Origin of the sequence: Labrys neptuniae (assembly GCF_040797145.1) — a bacterium.
GTDB classification, from domain to species: domain Bacteria; phylum Pseudomonadota; class Alphaproteobacteria; order Rhizobiales; family Labraceae; genus Labrys; species Labrys neptuniae.
Genome location: NZ_JBFNQD010000002.1, coordinates 171,362 through 190,174, shown reverse-complemented (window position 1 = coordinate 190,174; position 18,813 = coordinate 171,362). Strand labels below are relative to the sequence as shown.

Genomic DNA, 18,813 nt, shown 5'->3' with positions numbered 1-18,813 from the left:
AAGCCGGTGCCCCGGCTTTGTAACGGGAGACAGAGATGAACTGGAAATCGACGGCCACAGCGGCCGCCCTGGCGCTGCTCGCATCCACGAGCCTCGCCAGCGCGGAGGGCGCGCTCAACATCTTCAACTGGGGCAACTACACCAGTCCGGAGATGATCAAGAAGTTCGAGCAGAAATACAACGTCAAGGTCACCATCACCGACTACGACTCCAATGACACGGCGCTCGCCAAGGTGCGCCAGGGCGGCACGGGCTACGACATCGCCATGCCCTCGCAGAACTTCATCCCGATCTGGATCTCCGAAGGCCTCGTCCAGGAGGTCGACCCCTCCAAGATGGAGAACTTCAAGAACGTCGCCAAGGAATGGGCCGATCCGCCCTTCGATCCCGGCCGCAAATATTCGGTGCCATGGGCCTGGGGCACGGTCGGTGTCGTGGTCAATACCGACGTCTACAAGGGTGACATCAACACCTGGGGCATCATCTTCGACACGCCGCCCGAGCTGAAGGGCAAGACCAATGTCGTGCCCGAGATGAACGACGTCATCCACGCCGCCATCCGCTACAATGGCGGCAAGATGTGCGACGGCGACAAGGCCCTGCTCAAGAAGGTGCGCGACACCCTGGTCAAGGCCAAGCCCAACTGGATCGCGATGGAATACAACACCATCGAGAAGATGGGCGCCGGCGACTTCAAGGCTTCCAGCGACTGGAATGGCTCGGCCCTGCGCCAGCGCCTGGGCCACCCGCAGATCCATTACGGCTATCCGAAGGAAGGCGTGCAACTGTGGAGCGACAACATCGTCGTGCTGAAGGAAGCCAAGAATGTCGAGAACGCCAAGCTGTTCATGAACTTCATGATGGATCCTGAAAACGCGGCGATGAACTCGGCCTTCCACCGCTATGCCAACGGCATCGCCGGTTCGGAAAAGTTCATGCCGGCCGACATGAAGGATGCGCCTGAGGTCAACGTGCCCGAGGCGATCATGAAGACCGCCGAGTTCTCGCATGCCTGCCCGCCCGAAGTGACCGAACTCTACAGCAAGATCTGGACCGAGCTGCAGAAGTAGGGGCGTCCATCTCGACCAAGAAGAATGAAGCGCGATTTCCTTCTCCCCTTGCGGGAGAAGGTGCCCTGAAGGGACGGATGAGGGGTCGCACCACCCTTCTGGTACGGTCGCACAAGACCCCTCATCCGGCGCTTCGCGCCACCTTCTCCCGCAAGGGGAGAAGGCTGACTACGTCACATCCTGATCTCCCATCAATTGCTCACGTATATCCATCACCCATGTCTCTTTCAGCCTTCGAAACCGCCTATGGCTTTCGCCGTGATGCCGTGCAGCTCGGCAATTGGCGCCAGGCGCCCTGGAATGTCTGGGCCTTCCGCAACGTGTCCGAACTGGTGCCGACGGCCCGGATCGCCGCCAACGCCGCCCAGTCCGAACCCCCGGATGCCGATCCTTCCGGCCTGCTGCGCGAAAAACTGGAGATCGGGGCGGAGCGGGGTTCTCTCGCCGACATCCTCGAAAAGACCTCCACGGATGCCCTGGTGGTGATGAAGGCGGGCCGCTTCGTCGCCGACTACCATGCCGCGCATTTCACCAGCGCCAGCCGCCACATCGTCTTTTCCATCTCCAAATCGCTGACCGCGATCCTGGCCGGTGTCGCCGAGGACGAGGGACGGCTCGACCCCGAGGCGCCGATCGCCGACTATGTGCCCGAGGTCGCAGGTTCGGCCTTTGCCGACGCCAGCGTGCGCCATCTGCTCGACATGCGCGTCAGCCTCTCCTTCGAGGAAGCCTATCTCGATCCCACCGGCGAGTTTGCCCGCTATCGGCGCGCCACCTTGTGGAACCCCTCGGCGCCGGGCCAGGATCCCGGCACGCTGCTGGGCTTTATCGCCTCCATGCCCAAGGGCGCCGGCGAGCATGGCGGCCCCTTCCGCTACCGCTCGCCCAATTCCGACCTGCTTGGCATTGTGGTCGAACGGGCCAGCGGCGAGCGCTATGCCGACTACGCCTCCTCGCGTCTATGGCAGAAGATCGGTGCCCGCCAGGATGGCATTGTCACGGTCGATGCCGCGGGCACGGCGCGCGCCGCGGGCGGCGTGAGCATGAGTGCGCGGGATCTTGCCCGTGTCGGCGAAATGATGCGCCAGGGCGGCAGTCTCGACGGCACCCGCATCGTCTCGCGAAACTGGGTCGAGGACACCTGCCGGGGCGGCAGCAGCGAAGCCTGGCAGCAGGGCGATTTCGTGCATCTGCTCGGCCAGGGCCGCTACCGCAACAAATGGTATCAGACCGGCTATGCCAACGGCGCCTTCCTGGCCATCGGCATTCACGGCCAGTGGCTCTATGTGAACCCGGCCGCCGAGGTGGTGATCGTCAAGATGTCGTCGCAACCCGAACCGGTGGACGATCCCACCGACAGGCTGAATCTCCAGCTGTTCGAGGCCCTGGCGGCGATAGTATAGGTCACCGGCGTTGCTCGGTTCCTCAGCCTAACACCGCAGGGCCTAGCAGAACGAGACGATCTGCCCTCTCCACGCAGTGGGGAGGGTGGCCCGACGAAGTCGGGTCGGGTGGGGTGTGGCGGGCAACGCTCCGCACGTAATAGGTTTGCATCACCGTCATGCAAACCTCCAATGGCTATCACGTTGCCCACCACACCCCATCCGTCATTGCTCCGCAATGCCACCTTCCCCACTGCGTGGAGAAGGCGGGTCGCGCTCCGTGTTTTCGGTTTTTGATACCGGGCCATGACCTGAGCCCGACGACGCTTGGCGAGCGCTGCCACTGGCGAACACCATAATATTTGGACCCGAATAATCCCTTTCCGTGCGAGCAAGATTGCAAGGGCCGCGTTGACGCGCGCCCTGCCCCACCACGCCCATTGCATCGCCGCTTCTCTTGTTGTACGTTTGTTCAATAAGAGAGAACAGCAGCCGTGGCGGAGGATGCTCGGCATCGGGAAACGTTCATGCCTGTCCCTGCCGATCATCCGATCTTTCGCGGCCATGCCAGTGCAGCCAGAGAGAACGGAAAGACACCATGCCTCGTCACATCGGGACGCGTTGTATCGCCGCCGCCGCCCTGCTCTACGTCGCCATCACCGGGGCCGAGGCCGCGCCGACCCGCGTCAGCCTTGCCGCCGAACCCTATCCGCCCTTCGCGGCCAAGGATGCCGAGGGGCAATGGGTCGGTTTCGAGGTCGATCTCGCCAAGGCCGTCTGCAAGGCCGCCAAGCTCGATTGCGAGATCGTGCAGACCGCCTGGGACGGCATCATCCCGGCGCTCAATTCAAACAAGATCGACGTGATCTGGGCCTCGATGGGCATCACGCCGGAACGCTCCCAGCAGATCGCCTTCACCATCCCCTATTACACCACCCCGGCTCACTTCGTCGGCGCCAAGGGCGACAGCTTCGACTTTTCGCCTGGCGGGCTGAAGGGCAAGACCGTCGGCGTGCAGACGAGTACGGTCTATGCCGATTATATCGCTCGCGCCTATCCCGAAGCCAGCGTGAAGACCTACTCGACCCAGGATGCTGCCAATGCCGATCTCGTCGCCGGCCGCCTCGATCTCGGCCTGGCCGACAGCATCGCGCTGGCCGATTTTCTCAAGGGTAAGGACGGCGAATGCTGCGAGGTCAAGAACGTGCCCAAGGACCCGATTTTCGAGGCGGGTATCGCCGGCGGCCTGCGCAAGGGCGATATCGACTTGAAGGCCAGGCTCGATGCGGGCATCACTGCCGTCTACAAGAGCGGTGAGTTCGACAAGCTCGCCAAGAGATATTTCAGCTTCGATATCGGCACGCCGCCCAAGAACTGAGCGCACGCCGGTGTCGGAAGAAAGCGATTGGGTTTGAGCTCCGTTTCGCCGACACCGCCCCGCCCCGCCAAGCGCGCGCCCCGCTTCAACCGCGAAACCGCAGACGTCCGCCGGCGCCAGCTGATCGAGGCCGCCATACGCGCTCTCGCCAAGGGCGGTATCGCCGCCTTCACCATCGACAGCATCTGCAAGGAAGCCCAGGTCTCGCGCGGCCTGATCAACCATCATTTCGGCAGCCTCGACGATCTCCTGGTCGAGGTCTACCAATCCTCGCTCTATGAAAGCGTCAGCGAGCATATCGCGCAGGCCCGCCGGCAGCGGCAAGACCGGACAGGGAACCCGCCTGAGGCCGTCCTGCTCGCCCTGGTGCGCTCCAATTTCCAGCCGCGTTCCTTCACCCGCGACAATCTGCTGGTCTGGCTGGCGCTCTGGGGCGAGATCGCCGTCAATGACAAGCTGCGCCAGGCCCATCGCCGCCTCTACGAGGCCTATCGCGGCGAACTGGCCGTCGAAATCGCTGCCATTGCCGCCCATCGCAGCCGCCCGGTCGACGCCGCCGGACTCGCTCGCAATTTCATCGCTTTGGTCGACGGCCTCTGGCTGGAATGGTGCCTCGACGACAAGGCGGTGACCCCGGCCGAGGCCGAAGAGGCCAGCCTCGGCCTGCTTGAAAGCGCGCTGGGGTCCCTGCGGTAGAAGCGACCTTCTCCCCCTTGCGGGAGAAGGTGGCATTGCGCAGCAATGACGGATGAGGGGTGAAGCGCGAACCCTTCAAAGGTTGCGTATCTCCCCTCATCCGCCCCTTCGGGGCATCCAGTCCACTCCAAGTGGAGTGGACGACACCCGCAAGGGGAGAAGGATGATATCGGAAACGCCAGCTTCAAGCCGGCAGCGGCCGTTCCCGACGCGGCACGATCTCCGCTGGCGGCCTGTCGAACTCGCGAGCCCAGCGATGGCCGGCATACACGGCGTCGGCGATCGACGAGGGTGCCAGGCAATCGCCGATGCGGGTGACGGAGCGGAGGCCGGCCGCCGCCCACTGCCCGGCCCTATCGGCCAGCTCGCGATAGAGGCCATCCTCCGCCATGCGGCCGGTGACCAGGACGAGGGTGCCAAAATCATGCCGGCGGATCCGCCCGGTATAGGTGCAGGCGAGTTCGGCCACGCCTTCCGCCGCTCCGGCCAGGCGCTGGCCGAGCAGCGGTTCCACGCCAAGTTCCAGGAGCCGCCTGTGGATGAAGAACTGCTCGTCCGTCATCACGGTCCAACTCGACAACATGGCTGCCGGAGTGGCCAGCCGTACCTCATGGCCTTGCCTGCGGAAGGTCTCGGCCAGAGCACCGCCCATGGCGTAATGCTCGTCGTCATAGATCAGCACCGGCCCGCCGACCTCGGCACCGGCGAAGATGTCGTCGGGCGTAAGGATCTGGCCGGTGCCGAGGTCAGCGGCCTCCTCGCCGAGGCTGCCGATGCCGTCGCGCCGCCAGCGGCTGCCGGTCGCGAGCACGACATGCTCGGCCTCGAGCCCCAAAACGTCCTCGGCAGCGAGCGGGCTTTCCGGAAAGAGCTCGATGGCCGGCAGCTTGCCGATCATGGTGAGGCGGTAGTCGCGCACGCGAGCCCAGCTGGCGAGCCCCGGCAGGGTGGATTCGCGATTGATACGGCCGCCGAGCCGGCGCTCGGCCTCGGCGAGCATCACGCGATGCCCGCGGCGCCCGAGGGTCAGGGCGCATTCGAGGCCCGCCGGGCCGCTGCCTACCACCAGCACGCGTGACGGCCCGCCGGCCGTCGTTTCGATGCGCTCGGGATGCCAGCCGCGCCGCCATTCCTCGCCGATGGTGGGATTTTGCGTGCAGCGCAGCGGCACGGCCTCGTTATTGGCCGAACGGCAGATATTGCAGCCGATGCATTCGCGGATCTCGTCCTCCCGGCCCTCATCGATTTTCCTGGGCAGGAAGGGGTCGGCGATGGAGGGGCGGGCGGCGCCGATGAAATCCTGGATGCCGCGCCGGACCTGGCTCACCATGCTGTCGGGCGAGGTGAAACGCCCGACGCTGACCACCGGCTTGCTGGTGAGAGCCTTGACGAAGGCGACATGCTCTTCCTGGAAGCCTTCGTCGCTGAAGCGGGCGGAGCGGGAATCATTGCCGAGCGACCCGGAGACGTTGACGTCCCACAGATCCGGCAGCTCCGCCAGCATGGCCAGGATCTCCCGCCCTTCCCCCTGGGAGGTGATGCCGCGCGGCCCGTGCAATTCGTCGACCGACAGGCGCACGGCAACCGCGCAGCGGTCGCCGACGGCCTCATGCGTGTCCTCGATCAGTTCCCGCAGCAGCCTGACGCGATTGGCGAGGCTGCCGCCATATTCGTCGCCGCGCAGATTGAGGCGGGGCGACAGGAACTGGAACGGCAGATAATCGTGGCCGGCATAGCAATAGACGATGTCGAAGCCGGCCCGCCTAGCCCGCAGGGCAGCATCGCGGTGCCAGGCCCGGAACGCCTTGATGTCGGCCTTGTCCATGGCGCGCGCACTGCCCGGCTGCGGAATCAGAGCCGGACGGGCCGACGGCGCCAGGACGGGCTCGCGCGTCAGGCGGTTATTGGCATGGGAGCCGCCATGCCACAGCTCCACGCCGGCAAGGCTGCCATGATCATGGATGGCTTCCACCGTGGGCATGAGCGAGCGCACATCGTCCTCGTCCCACAGGGTCAGGAAGCCGAAGGGCGAATCGTCCGAACTCGGATGGATCGAGCAATATTCCGTGCAGACTACACCCCAGCCGCCCTCTGCCTTGATGCCGCGCAGCTTGGCGCCGCTTTCCGGCCTGAGATAGCCCATGCCGGTGGCATGCGGTGTCTGGTAGAAGCGATTGGGTGCGGTGACCGGGCCAACGCGCACCGGTTCGAACAGAATGTCGTAGCGCGGATTGCGGGGCATCTCGACCTGATCTCTTGTTGTACATTTGTTCAACAAGAATAGATGTTTCGCCATGGAACGCAAGCAGCTGCCGGCGGCCAGTCACGCGGGGCTCAGGCCAAGCGTAATGACCCAATCAATCAGGATGCAGCGGCGCTAGCGCCTCAAAAGGCGGTCGGGCAGCCATACCGCCACCACCCAGAACACCAGGCCGCAGAGCGCCCCCATCAAACCGAAGCCGAGGGCTACGCCGGCAAGTTCGGGGTTCCCGTTGGAAATCCACTCGGTACCGAACATCAGATAGACCGCACCGACGGCCGCGACGATCGCCGCCGCCGCCATATAGGGCCAGGGCGCCCGCCAGCCGAGCAGGTGCATGAGGGCACGGGTCAGCAGTGCCGGCAGGCCGGCGAGCAGCACGGTCATATAAGCCAGGGCACCAATCAGGGTCGGGGCATCCCCGGCATCGCCGAGGCCGGTATCGGACCGAACCATGATCGCGCCGATATAGGTCAGGGCCGCCGTGAGCGAAGCGAGGGCGATGCCGATGAGACAGAAGGCGAGGTGGACGAGAAAGCTCAGAACCGGGCGAGGTTTCGGCGCCACAGGCGTTGCATCGGCAATCATCGTCAATCGTTCCCGAACCTACCAAACCAGCCCAATTCCAGCCGGATTACCCGTCGTCATTGCGAGCGCAGCGAAGCAATGACAAAAAGGCGATCTCGAAGTCGAATCCCGACGATCGCCAAGCTCTGTCGGTGAAGACATAGCCGTTCCCGCGCCTCGGCGTTGTATCCGGCGCTACAGCATGAACGACAGCAGCTGCCCTTACGTCTCCACGATGCGGGCGCGGCGATGGGCGCGCAGCAGGCCCTGGATGGCCGCCGCGGTTTCCTCGATCGAACGGCGGGTGACGTCGATCATCGGCCAGCCGCGCTGGGAGAACAGGCGCCGGGACTGGGCGATCTCCTCGGCCACCGCCATGCGGTCGGTATAGGTATCCACTTCGTGATGCGGGCTGAGGGTCAGCACACGGTTCTCGCGGATCTGCACGATGCGCTCGGGCGAGGCGAACAGGCCAACGATCAGCGGATTCTTCAGATGCTCGACTTCCGGCGGCAGCGGCACGCCGGGAACCAGTGGAATATTGGCGGTCTTGACACCGCGATGAGCCAGATAGATCGAGGTCGGCGTCTTGGAGGTTCTGCTGACGCCGAGGAGCAGCACGTCGGCTTCCTCGTAATCGGTCGGCATCAGGCCGTCATCATGCATCATCGTGTAGTTGAGCGCGTCGATGCGGCGGAAATAATCGGCATTCAGCACATGCTGGGCGCCGGGCTTCACCATCACCTCGGTGCCGAGATAGGATTTGAACAGATCGAAGATCGGCTGCAGCACCGATAATACCGGAGCGCCCATCTCGCGGCAGCTGCGCTCCAGCCGCTCCGCCAGTTCCGGTTCGACCAGAGTATAGAGCACCACGCCCGGATTGGCTTCGATCTCGGCGATGGTGCGGTCGAGATCGCGCTCGCTGCGTACCAGCGGGTAGATATGCTCGAGCGCCGAGACTGCCGGATACTGGGCGGCGACAGCTCGCCCGGCCATGATCAAAGTCTCGCCGGTGGAGTCCGAAACCAGGTGAAGATGGAAGAAGCTTCTTGTGGCCATGACAGGACGTAGCGCGGGATGGCCTTGTGGACAAGTGGGGACAGCTGAAGGGCCTTAACCCCTTCTTAAGAGAGGCTGTGGAAGAACTCGATCTTTCATCAACAGGCTGATCGCTTGGGATGGGATTCCGCGTGCTCGGTTGCAAAAGACTCATAAGGCGCTAAGTGAGACTCGGCGCCCTCCCCCCGAGCTTGCCGCCACCGCCTTGATTCAACGGCTGGAATCCGCGCGGCTTTCTTCCGATTTTTCGCACTGAATTTTCGACGACGCTTGCCTGCCGCCTGTGAATAGATTGTGGACGGCAAGGAAGCACGGTAAACGAGGCGTTAAGAAGAAAGAGAATGAAGATTCATATCTCTCTTTTTCATTTTTTCTGGCGGTAGGTCGGATCGGGCGAACCCTGTCGCCGAGCTGGATTTCCGAACGCCCTCAAGAATGGATGCGATAGTCCAGCGACGTCTCAATCTTCCAGCGGGGCCAACCGGCCGAAGCGTCCGGTTCGATCCATCGCCCCTGCCTCGTATTGCCGAGAAAGCCTGACCCATATGACCAAAGCTCTCCTCGATGTCCTCGCCGGCAAGGCTCAGCCGGTGCCGCCAATCTGGCTGATGCGCCAGGCGGGACGCTATCTGCCGGAATATCGGGCGATCAGGACCAAGGCTTCGGGCTTTCTGAACTTCTGCTACACGCCCGATCTCGCCATCGAGGCGACCTTGCAGCCGATCAGGCGCTTCGGCTTCGATGCTGCCATCCTGTTCTCGGACATTCTGGTGGTGCCCGATGCCTTGGGACAGAAAGTCTGGTTCGAGGAGGGCGAGGGCCCGCGGCTGGAGCCGGTCACGGACCTTGCCGGCCTGGTGGGTCTCAAGAGCCAAGTCGATCTCGATCATCTGGCGCCTGTGTTCGAGACCATCCGCCAGGTCAAGGCGACGCTGCCGGCCAATGTGACCTTCCTCGGCTTTTGCGGGGCGCCCTGGACAGTGGCGACCTATATGATCGCCGGACGCGGGGTGAAGGACCAGCTGCCCGCACGCCTCGCCGCTTATCAGGATCCGGTCTTCTTCGCCGCCCTGATCGACCGACTGGTGGCGGCTTCGATCGATTATTTGGCGGCCCAACTTGAAAATGGCGTCGACGCTGTCCAGATATTCGACAGCTGGGCGGGCATCCTTCCGCCGGACGAATTCGAGCGCTGGGCTATCGAACCTGCCAAGCGCATCGTCGAGGGCGTCAGGGCGCGCCGTCCCGGAGCGCGCATCATCGGCTTTCCGCGTGGCGCGGGTTCCTTCTATCGCGATTATGCGCAGGATGTGGCGGTCGATGCCATCGGGCTCGATTGGGCAGTCGATCCAGCCTGGGCGGCACAGGAAGTCCAGCCGCTGAAGCCGGTACAGGGCAATCTCGACCCCCTGGCGCTGGTGGCGGGCGGCGATCCCCTGAACCGGGCGCTCGACCGCATTCTCGAGAACCTCTCCGGCAAGCCCTTCATCTTCAATCTGGGCCACGGCATCGTGCCGCAGACGCCGATCGCCCATGTCGAGCAGATGCTGAAGCGAATCAGGGGCTAGGGTTGTTAGACTGGTGATAATCCGTGCCGGAAAAGCAGCCTTCTCGCTGACGAGGAGAAGGGGCGGCACCCACCAAATGCAGGAACGACGTGATGGAATATGGCGGCACGGCCTATGATCTCGTAAAGGCGGGGCACATCATCGCCGTGATCGCCTGGATGGCGGGCATGCTCTATCTGCCGCGCCTGTTCGTCTATCACGCCGAAGCCGCCAAGGGCTCGATCCAGAGCGAAACCTTCAAGGTGATGGAACGCCGCCTCCTGAAGGCCATTATCAACCCGGCCATGGGCGCAACCTGGATTTTCGGCCTGCTGCTGGTGTGGTCGTCTGGCTTCTACAGCCAGCCCTGGTTCCATGCGAAATTCTTGGCTGTGCTGCTGCTTTCGGGTGTGCATGGCTGGTTTTCAAAGCTGACGCGGGAGTTCGCCGAGGACCGCAATGTCCGCCCGGCGAAATTCTTCCGGATGATCAACGAAATTCCTACCGTTCTGATGATTCTGATCGTCATCCTGGTCGTGGTGAAGCCCTTCTGAGGATTTCACGCTTTTTCGACATTTGGCCGGTCCGCCCGCTTGCCCAGGCGCAGGGCCGGCTGTATAAAGCCTTTCTCCTTCCATTGCAGGCTGGCGTCTTGAGGGTATGGGTGTCGAACCCGGCCACGGCGCTGACGCAAGACTAAGTCTGGCGATAACAAGACCTGTTCCCCCCGAGAATCTTCTTATTCGCGCTTCTTTGATGCGCGTGATCCAACGAATCCATCCCCCAACAAGGACCCCCATGCGGGAAATCAAACTTCAGGATCTCAAATCCAAAACCCCAATCGAAATGCTTGCCTTCGCGGAGGAACTCGAGGTCGAGAACGCCTCCTCGATGCGCAAGCAGGAACTCATGTTCGCCGTGCTCAAGCAGCTCGCCAATCGCGAGGTCGAGATCGTCGGCGAAGGTGTCGTCGAGGTGCTGCAGGACGGCTTCGCCTTCCTGCGCTCGCCCGAGGCCAATTATCTGCCCGGCCCTGACGACATCTATGTGTCACCCTCGCAGATCCGCAAATTCGGCCTGCGCACCGGCGATACGGTCGAGGGCATCATCCGCTCTCCCAAGGATGGCGAGCGCTATTTCGCCCTGCTCAAGGTCAACACGATCAATTTCGAAGATCCGGACAAGACCAAGCACAAGATCAATTTCGACAACCTCACGCCGCTCTATCCCAACCAGCGGCTGAAGCTCGAAATCGGCGACGCCACCAAGAAGGATTATTCCTCGCGCGTCATCGACATCGTCTCGCCGATCGGCAAGGGCCAGCGCGCCCTGATCGTGGCGCCGCCGCGTACCGGTAAGACGGTGCTGCTGCAGAACATTGCCCAGTCGATCACCGCCAACCATCCCGAATGCTACCTGATCGTGCTTCTGATCGACGAGCGTCCGGAAGAAGTCACCGACATGCAGCGTTCGGTGAAGGGTGAGGTGATCTCCTCCACCTTCGACGAACCGGCTGGCCGCCACGTCCAGGTTTCGGAAATGGTGATCGAGAAGGCCAAGCGCTTGGTCGAGCATGGCCGCGACGTGGTCATCCTGCTCGATTCAATCACCCGCCTCGGCCGTGCCTACAACACCGTGGTGCCGTCCTCCGGCAAGGTGCTGACCGGCGGTGTCGACGCCAACGCCCTGCAGCGTCCCAAGCGCTTCTTCGGCGCGGCCCGTAACATCGAAGAGGGCGGCTCGCTGACCATCATTGCGACGGCGCTGATCGAGACCGGCTCGCGCATGGACGAAGTCATCTTCGAAGAGTTCAAGGGCACCGGCAACTCCGAAATCATCCTCGACCGCAAGGTCTCCGATAAGCGTGTCTTCCCGGCGATCGACATCACTCGCTCGGGCACCCGCAAGGAAGAGCTGCTGGTGGCGAACGACATTCTCAAGAAGATGTATGTGCTGCGCCGCATCCTCAACCCGATGGGCACGGTCGACGCCATCGAGTTCCTGCTCGACAAGCTCCGGCAGACCAAGGTCAATGCGGACTTCTTCGACTCGATGAACACCTGAGGCATCCGCCCAGATCGTTCCAGACGGCCCGGCAGTAATGCCGGGCCGTTTTGCGTCCGGCACCGATTCGGAAACGGAATGGACCGGTTGCGAGCAAGAAGGGGCGATTCTGGTTCCCATGCGAAGGTAGACATTGCCTCCAGGGCCAATCGGTATGAACGGCGGCAGGAAGTACCGGATACAATTAACCCTGTTTCACGTGAATCACCCTCCGACCCCAAACCGCTCTCCTGTAGGGGGAACGCTTCGATAGAGGCCGTGCGAACTTCGACGTCGCTTAGGTTGAACCGCATGGCCTTCCCACCTGATTCACGTGAAACAGGCTGCCGGTGATTCACGTGAAACAGGCGGTGCTTGCTTTGCCTAGGCGCCCCGCATGGACCGGATCGTCTCGGCGAGCGCCGCTGGATCCCCGACAGGAAGTGAGCAGCGTTGACCCGAGCAGACGAAGGCGGCCGGCCCGCCACCGGCATCGGCCTGGCGCACGGCATGCCCCGCGGGCAGTTCCTCAATCCGCGCTGCCCGCAGGATGGTCCGGCTCGGAAAGGGTTGATCGAGCGCAGAGCGGTAAAGCTGATCGGCCGCCGCCCCGCTGCCCAGCACCACGATTTCCAGGCCATGGAGCCTGAGGTCGAGGGCATTGAGCAGGGAGGCGTGGCCGAAGACATTGCCGGCCATTGCCGGCGACAATGCCGTGAACATCTCGTCGCCGCGCTGTAGCCAGCGCTGCTCGCCGGTCAAGGCAGCGAGACGGACCAGATTGTCCGCCATGATGCCGTTGGCGTTGGGAACGGCATCGTCGAGGGTGGAGCGCGGCCGGGTGATCAGCGCCGCAGCGTCCTCTGCGGTGAGGAAATATCCGCCGCCCTCGGCATCGGCATAGTCGCGTTCGATCGCCTCTGCCCAGCCAAGGGCCCGATCGAGATAGGCCTGCCCCGCTCCGGCCTCGTGCAGGGCCAGCGCCGCCCTGATCATGGCTGCGAGATCACTGGCGAGGCCCGGCTTGAGCAGCCGGCCCTCGCGCCAGGAATGGCCGAGGCGCGGCCCGTCGGCCATGGATTCGGCGACGAAACGAAAGGCTGCCTGGGCAAGAGCGAGCCAGTCCGGCCTGTCGAATGTGACGGAAGCACGGGCGAGCGCTGCAATGGCGAGACCGTTCCAGTCGGCCAGGACCTTGTCGTCGCGGGCTGGCGCGACGCGCTTGGCCCGCTCAGCAATCAGCCTGGGCCGCAGATCCTGCCAGCCTATTTCGAGCGCCGGCTCGAGGTCGTCCTTGCCGAGACGATTGGGAATGGACTGGCCTTCCCAATTGCCTCCGTCGGCGATGTCGAAGGTGTGGGCCACGAATTCGGCATCATCGACACCGAGGATCTCGACGAGTTCATGCGGCCTCCAGACATAGAAGCGGCCTTCATGCCCCTCCGAATCGGCATCGAGAGAAGCGGCAAAAGCCAAGCTGTTCGAGATTTGGCCGTCTCCCGCCAGCATCTCGCGTTGCAGCCATTCGACCAGTTCGATGGCCGCCTGGCGATAGAGATCGCGTTTGGTCTCCTGCCAGGCCAGCGCCAGCAATTCGAGTAATTGGGCGTTGTCATAGAGCATCTTCTCGAAATGCGGCACCAGCCAATACTCATCGACGCTGTAGCGCGCAAAGCCGCCGCCGACATGATCGCGGATGCCGCCCTGGCAGATGCGCTCCAGCGTCAGCAGCATCAGCTTGCGGGCTTCGCTGCCCGGTCCGCCGCGCCAGAGCAATTCGAGATAGGATGCGTTCGGAAATTTCGGCGCACCCTTGGTGCCGCCATTGACGGGATCGGTGATGCCGGCCAAGGCAGCGATCGCCTGGGCGAGGCCGTCGGCACCGAAGGCGCGATCGCCACGCTGGGGGATGCGGTTGAGCACGCCAAGCAGTGCCTGGCGATTGCGGCCGACCCGCTCGAAATCGGTGTGGTAGGCCTTGGCAATGGCCCGGAGCACGTCGACGAAGCCAGGACGGCCATAGCGCGATTCAGGCGGGAAATAGGTGCCCCCCCAGAAGGGTTCGCCACCGGGTGTGAGAAACATGGTGAGAGGCCAGCCGCCCTGCTCCCCGAGAGCGTGAAGAGCCGTCATGTAGATCTGGTCGATATCGGGCCTTTCCTCGCGATCCACCTTGATGTTGATGAAAAGCTCGTTCATGACGGCGGCGATGTCGGGATTCTCGAAGCTCTCATGGGCCATGACGTGGCACCAATGGCAAGCGGCGTAGCCGACGGAGAGCAGGATCGGTTTGTTCTGGGCCCGGGCAAGCGCCAGGCCCTCTTCGCCCCAGGGCTGCCAATGCACCGGATTGCCGGCATGCTGGATCAGATAGGGGCTGGTTTCATGAGCGAGGTTGTTTTGCAGCGCGGTGGACATGATGGCAGCCTCTCCTTCGAGAAGAGAGTATGGGGTCGCCGGCCGGGAAGTGAAAGCGCTTCGGTGTCATCAAGGGCGGGATCTGTCCGGGCGGGCGGAGTGTTCGCTCATGGCTGAGACCATCGTCGCGCTCGCCTCGGGTGTCGGCCGTGCCGGTGTTGCCGTGATCCGGCTGTCCGGTCCCTCGGTTCGATTCGGATTGGAAACGATTGCCGGAAGTGTGCCGCAGCCGCGCCGTGCCGCGTTGCGGCGTCTGAAGGATCCCGGCAACGGCGAGGTGCTCGACGAAGCGCTGGTGCTGTTCTTTCCGGGCCCGGCCAGCTTCACGGGCGAGGATGTCGCCGAATTGCAGGTGCATGGCGGCCGGGCCATCATTGCCGGGGTGATCGCGGCCCTGACCGCCCTGCCGGGCTTTCGCCTGGCCGAGCGGGGTGAGTTTACCCGGCGGGCCGTCGCCAATGGCCGGATGGATCTGACCTCGGCGGAGGGTATCGCCAGCCTGGTCGAGGCCGAGACATCAAGCCAGCGGCGCCAGGCCTTGCGCCAGGCGGGTGGCGCGCTGGAGCGGGCGGCCATGGCTTGGCGGCAGCGCCTTGCCGGCCTGTTGGCGCTGATGGAAGCCGAGATCGACTTTCCGGACGAAGAGGACGTCCCTGCCCTGTTCCACTCGGTCCGGTCCGGGGCTGAGGCCTTGCTGGCGGAGATCGAGATGGCCTTGCGAGGCGCGCGCAGCGGCGAGCGATTGCGCGAGGGCGCGGTAATGGTGATTGCGGGACCGCCCAATGCCGGCAAGTCCACGCTGCTCAATGCCCTGGCCCGGCGCGATGTCGCCATCGTCTCTCCCATTGCCGGCACCACCCGCGATACGCTGGAGGTCCATCTCGATCTTGGCGGCTATCCGGTGACCCTGATCGACACGGCCGGCCTGCGCGAGACGAACGACGTGGTCGAGGCGATCGGCGTGGAGCGGGCTCGGGCGAGCTTGGACCGTGCCGATCTGGTGATCTGGCTGGAGGCTGGCGATGCTCGTGCGGATCCGCCCGAGCTGCCCGCTCCCCTCCTGCGTGTTCTCACCAAGCAGGACGATAGCCAAGACCCCCCGCCCCACACTCTCCCTGCGGGCTTCGAGCTCGGCCTGTCGGCCCGCAGTGGCGCAGGCATGCCCGCCTTGCTCGAGCGGCTCGAACAGGCGGCCAGAAAGGCCCTGGAGAGTGGCGAGACCGCCCTGGTGACGCGGGAGCGCCATCGCCGGGAACTCGAGACCGTGACGGCGCACCTGGCCACGGTGCGGGCGGCGGATGAGGCAACGCCGGTGGAATTCGTCGCCGAGGATCTGCGCCTGGCCGTGCGGGCCATCGGCCGGCTGACGGGCAGGGTCGACATCGACGAGATCTATGACGTGATCTTCCGGGAATTCTGCATCGGCAAGTAGGTGGGAACGAGGCATCCGGAAATGCCGCTATGTTTGGGTCGGTCCCGGTTCTTCGGGTTCTGGATCTCACGCTGGTTTTGACGCAGAGGCTGCTTCGGCGTAAGAGCTGCAGCGAAACACGGATATTTGCGCCGTCACCGTCAGCGCAGCCGGACGATCCTGGGTCCAATGCCTGGATCCGTATGGTTGCGTTTGCAATGACGAATGGGCGTTCGAAGCCGCGGATGGCGGGCGAATGGATTCGATGATGAACCGGCAATTCGATGTGATCGTGGTGGGTGGCGGCCATGCCGGCTGCGAGGCGGCGGCGGCCGCTGCACGGCTTGGCGCCCGGACGGCTCTCATCACCCATCGAGCCGAGACCATCGGCACCATGTCCTGCAACCCCGCGATCGGCGGGCTCGGCAAGGGACATCTCGTACGCGAGATAGACGCGCTCGATGGTTTGATGGGACGGGTCGCCGATCAGGGCGGCATTCAGTTCCGCGTGCTCAACCGCCGCAAGGGACCCGCCGTGCGCGGGCCGCGGGCACAGGCGGACCGGGCCCTTTACGCGGCCGCCATGCAGGCGGCGATTGCCGAGCAGGCCGATCTGACCGTGATCGAGGCGGAAGTCGATGATATCGAGATCATGGATGGTCGGGTCCGGGCTGTCACGACCACGAAGGGTGATCGATTCGGATGCGGATCGGTTGTCCTGACCACGGGAACCTTTTTGAGCGGCATCATCCATATCGGCGATACCAGGATTGCGGCGGGCCGTGTCGGCGAGGCTCCGGCACTCGGCCTTTCCCGGACCCTTGCCCGTATCGGTTTCGAGCTGGGACGGCTGAAGACGGGCACGCCGGCCCGTCTCGATGGCCGAACCATCGACTGGGCTTCGCTTGAGATGCAGCCCGGCGACGAGCCGCCGGAACCCTTTTCGACCTTGACCACACAGCTGCCCAATCCGCAGGTTTCCTGTGGCATCACCCGCACCACGCCGCAGACCCACAAGGTCATCCAGGACAACATCCACCGGGCTCCAATCTATTCGGGGCAGATTGAAAGCCGGGGCCCGCGCTATTGCCCGTCGATCGAGGACAAGGTGGTACGCTTTGGCGAGCGGGACGGCCACCAGATCTTCCTGGAGCCGGAAGGCTTGAACGATCATACCGTCTACCCGAACGGCATCTCGACCTCCCTGCCTGAGGATGTGCAGCAGGCCATGCTGGTGACCATTCCCGGCCTGGAGAAGGTTCGGATGATCCGACCCGGCTATGCCATCGAGTATGACCATATCGATCCGCGCGAGCTCGACGCCACGCTGGAGGCGCGGCGGGTACGTGGGCTGTTCCTGGCCGGGCAGATCAATGGCACCACCGGCTATGAGGAAGCGGGTGCGCAGGGCCTGGTTGCTGGCTTGAATGCAGCCCACCGAGCCGCTGGCGGTGAAGGCGTGAGCTTCCGCCGCGACGAATCCTATATCGGCGTGATGATCGACGACTTGGTTACCCGCGGCGTCAGCGAGCCCTATCGCATGTTCACCTCGCGGGCCGAATATCGCCTGACCCTGCGGGCCGACAATGCCGACCGGCGCCTGACCGACCGAGGCCTCGCCCTCGGCCTGGTCGGAGCGGAGCGGCAACGGGCCTGGAAGGCCAAGCAGGCCGCCTTCGACGCGGCCCTGGTCTGGAGCCGATCCGTTTCGGTGACGCCGAACCAGGCGGAGGTTGCCGGCATCCATATCAACCGCGACGGCGTCAGGCGCTCCGCCTTCGATCTCCTCGCCTATCCCAATGTCGGTTTCTCCGATCTGGCCCGGCTGTGGCCTGAGGCGGCCGGGTTCGAGGGGACGGTGCTGGAGCAGGTCGAGATCGAAGCCAAATATGCTGTTTATCTGGAGCGGCAGAAGGCGGATGTGGCGGCCTTTCGCCGCGACGAAGACATTGAAATTCCTAGTGATTTTGACTTCCAGGCTGTCGTTGGCTTTTCCAACGAGACCCGGCAGAAATTCGCCAGCGTGCAACCGCGGACCATTGGCCAGGCGAGCCGGATCGACGGTATCACGCCGGCGGCAACCACCCTTCTGCTGGCAGCGCTACGCAAGCGCAAGCAGGCAAGAGCAATCCTTTGATCGATTCGGACTCGTATCGAATAGCTTCGAGAACGTCGATCGAACCGCTCGAAGTGTGAGGGAGCGCAGCCGGGTTGAGGCAGGTGGCTGACGAGCGAGCGTTCTCAAACCCACACGGTTGGGGCTAGCCGCAGCGTTGGATTACTCCAGGTCTTGCTTGCCTCCAGAAGCCGGATCAGCCATGGTCCGGGCATGACTCTGGACACTGACCGCCAAGCAGCCTTGCGATCCCTCCCTGTTTCACGTGAAACAGTTGGAGACTTTGACCTCTATGTCGATGCCCTGCAACGCTGGCAGAGGGTCAAGAATCTGGTGGCGCCGTCCACCCTTTCGCAAGTCTGGACCCGGCATATAGCCGACAGCGCTCAATTGCTTCCTCTGCTGGGCAATGCCAGGACGGTTGTTGATCTCGGCAGTGGCGCCGGCTTTCCCGGCATGGTCCTGGCAATAGCGAACAAGTCCATCCCGGGATTTCGAGTGCATCTCGTCGAGTCGAACGGACGCAAGGCCTCCTTTCTGCGAGAAGTGGCCCGCATAACCAACGCGCCCGCGACAGTGCATGCCCTTCGAATCGAAGATTTCGTATCTGGCTGGTCGGACGGCGCGGATATGATCACGGCGCGCGCTCTGGCATCGCTACCAGAATTGCTCGACTATAGCGAGGAGCTGTTGAAAACGGGCGCGCAGGCGCTGTTTCTCAAGGGACAAGATGTAGGGCAGGAATTGACCCAGGCAACTAAATATTGGAATATCCAGGCGGAATTGATACCGAGCCTTACTGACTCGACCGGGCAGATTGTTTCGATCAAAACCGCGATAAAGCGCCTGGGCGGGTGACATTT

The 18,813-nt window shown here is 63.5% G+C and carries 14 protein-coding genes; 10 read left to right on the top strand and 4 right to left on the bottom strand.

The window, feature by feature from the left end; all coding sequences use genetic code 11:
* The first annotated feature begins 35 nt into the window (after positions 1 to 35).
* The 4 genes from ABXS05_RS08195 (at position 36) to ABXS05_RS08180 (ending at position 4,526) form a co-directional block, all read left to right on the top strand.
* On the top strand, positions 36 to 1,070 hold the full coding sequence (locus ABXS05_RS08195; protein ID WP_311934068.1) for an ABC transporter substrate-binding protein: 1,035 nt from the start codon (positions 36 to 38) through the stop codon (positions 1,068 to 1,070).
* A 218-nt stretch (positions 1,071 to 1,288) separates the two neighbouring features.
* Entirely contained in the window at positions 1,289 to 2,473 is a 1,185-nt protein-coding gene (locus tag ABXS05_RS08190) for a serine hydrolase domain-containing protein (protein ID WP_367623543.1), read from the top strand.
* Positions 2,474 to 3,050: 577 nt separating this feature from the next.
* Entirely contained in the window at positions 3,051 to 3,830 is a 780-nt protein-coding gene (locus ABXS05_RS08185; RefSeq protein ID WP_367623542.1) for a transporter substrate-binding domain-containing protein, read from the top strand.
* 27 nt (positions 3,831 to 3,857) lie between these two features.
* A complete protein-coding gene (locus tag ABXS05_RS08180) occupies positions 3,858 to 4,526 on the top strand; it encodes a TetR/AcrR family transcriptional regulator (RefSeq protein ID WP_367623541.1) in 669 nt (222 codons plus the stop codon).
* Between the two features lie 184 nt (positions 4,527 to 4,710).
* On the opposite strand, the gene ABXS05_RS08175 is transcribed toward ABXS05_RS08180, so the two are convergent.
* From ABXS05_RS08175 to ABXS05_RS08165, 3 genes are all read right to left on the bottom strand, one after another.
* Positions 4,711 to 6,768, bottom strand: a complete 2,058-nt coding sequence (locus ABXS05_RS08175) for an oxidoreductase (RefSeq protein WP_367623540.1) — start codon at positions 6,766 to 6,768, stop codon at positions 4,711 to 4,713.
* Positions 6,769 to 6,903: 135 nt separating this feature from the next.
* A complete protein-coding gene (locus ABXS05_RS08170; RefSeq protein WP_367623538.1) occupies positions 6,904 to 7,374 on the bottom strand; it encodes a hypothetical protein in 471 nt (156 codons plus the stop codon).
* 201 nt (positions 7,375 to 7,575) lie between these two features.
* Positions 7,576 to 8,415 carry a pyruvate, water dikinase regulatory protein gene (locus ABXS05_RS08165; protein WP_311934060.1) on the bottom strand — a complete coding sequence of 280 codons (840 nt, stop codon included), beginning with the start codon at positions 8,413 to 8,415 and terminating at the stop codon, positions 7,576 to 7,578.
* Positions 8,416 to 8,960: 545 nt separating this feature from the next.
* Here ABXS05_RS08165 and hemE point away from each other — a divergent pair.
* The 3 genes from hemE (at position 8,961) to rho (ending at position 12,026) form a co-directional block, all read left to right on the top strand.
* The gene (gene hemE / locus ABXS05_RS08160; protein ID WP_367623537.1) at positions 8,961 to 9,983 is read left to right on the top strand and encodes a uroporphyrinogen decarboxylase; all 1,023 of its coding nucleotides are present in this window, start codon (positions 8,961 to 8,963) and stop codon (positions 9,981 to 9,983) included.
* A 92-nt stretch (positions 9,984 to 10,075) separates the two neighbouring features.
* Positions 10,076 to 10,516 carry a protoporphyrinogen oxidase HemJ gene (gene hemJ / locus ABXS05_RS08155; protein ID WP_311934058.1) on the top strand — a complete coding sequence of 147 codons (441 nt, stop codon included), beginning with the start codon at positions 10,076 to 10,078 and terminating at the stop codon, positions 10,514 to 10,516.
* Between the two features lie 244 nt (positions 10,517 to 10,760).
* Positions 10,761 to 12,026, top strand: a complete 1,266-nt coding sequence (gene rho, locus ABXS05_RS08150) for a transcription termination factor Rho (protein ID WP_311934057.1) — start codon at positions 10,761 to 10,763, stop codon at positions 12,024 to 12,026.
* A 363-nt stretch (positions 12,027 to 12,389) separates the two neighbouring features.
* On the opposite strand, the gene ABXS05_RS08145 is transcribed toward rho, so the two are convergent.
* Positions 12,390 to 14,423, bottom strand: coding sequence for a thioredoxin domain-containing protein (locus ABXS05_RS08145; RefSeq protein WP_311934056.1), 2,034 nt, complete (start codon positions 14,421 to 14,423; stop codon positions 12,390 to 12,392).
* A 109-nt stretch (positions 14,424 to 14,532) separates the two neighbouring features.
* On the opposite strand from ABXS05_RS08145, the gene mnmE reads away from it, so the two are divergent.
* The 3 genes from mnmE (at position 14,533) to rsmG (ending at position 18,808) form a co-directional block, all read left to right on the top strand.
* On the top strand, positions 14,533 to 15,855 hold the full coding sequence (gene mnmE, locus ABXS05_RS08140) for a tRNA uridine-5-carboxymethylaminomethyl(34) synthesis GTPase MnmE (protein WP_367623536.1): 1,323 nt from the start codon (positions 14,533 to 14,535) through the stop codon (positions 15,853 to 15,855).
* A gap of 247 nt (positions 15,856 to 16,102) precedes the next feature.
* A complete protein-coding gene (gene mnmG, locus ABXS05_RS08135; RefSeq protein ID WP_367623535.1) occupies positions 16,103 to 17,971 on the top strand; it encodes a tRNA uridine-5-carboxymethylaminomethyl(34) synthesis enzyme MnmG in 1,869 nt (622 codons plus the stop codon).
* A gap of 192 nt (positions 17,972 to 18,163) precedes the next feature.
* On the top strand, positions 18,164 to 18,808 hold the full coding sequence (gene rsmG / locus ABXS05_RS08130) for a 16S rRNA (guanine(527)-N(7))-methyltransferase RsmG (protein WP_367623534.1): 645 nt from the start codon (positions 18,164 to 18,166) through the stop codon (positions 18,806 to 18,808).
* Positions 18,809 to 18,813: the final 5 nt, after the last annotated feature.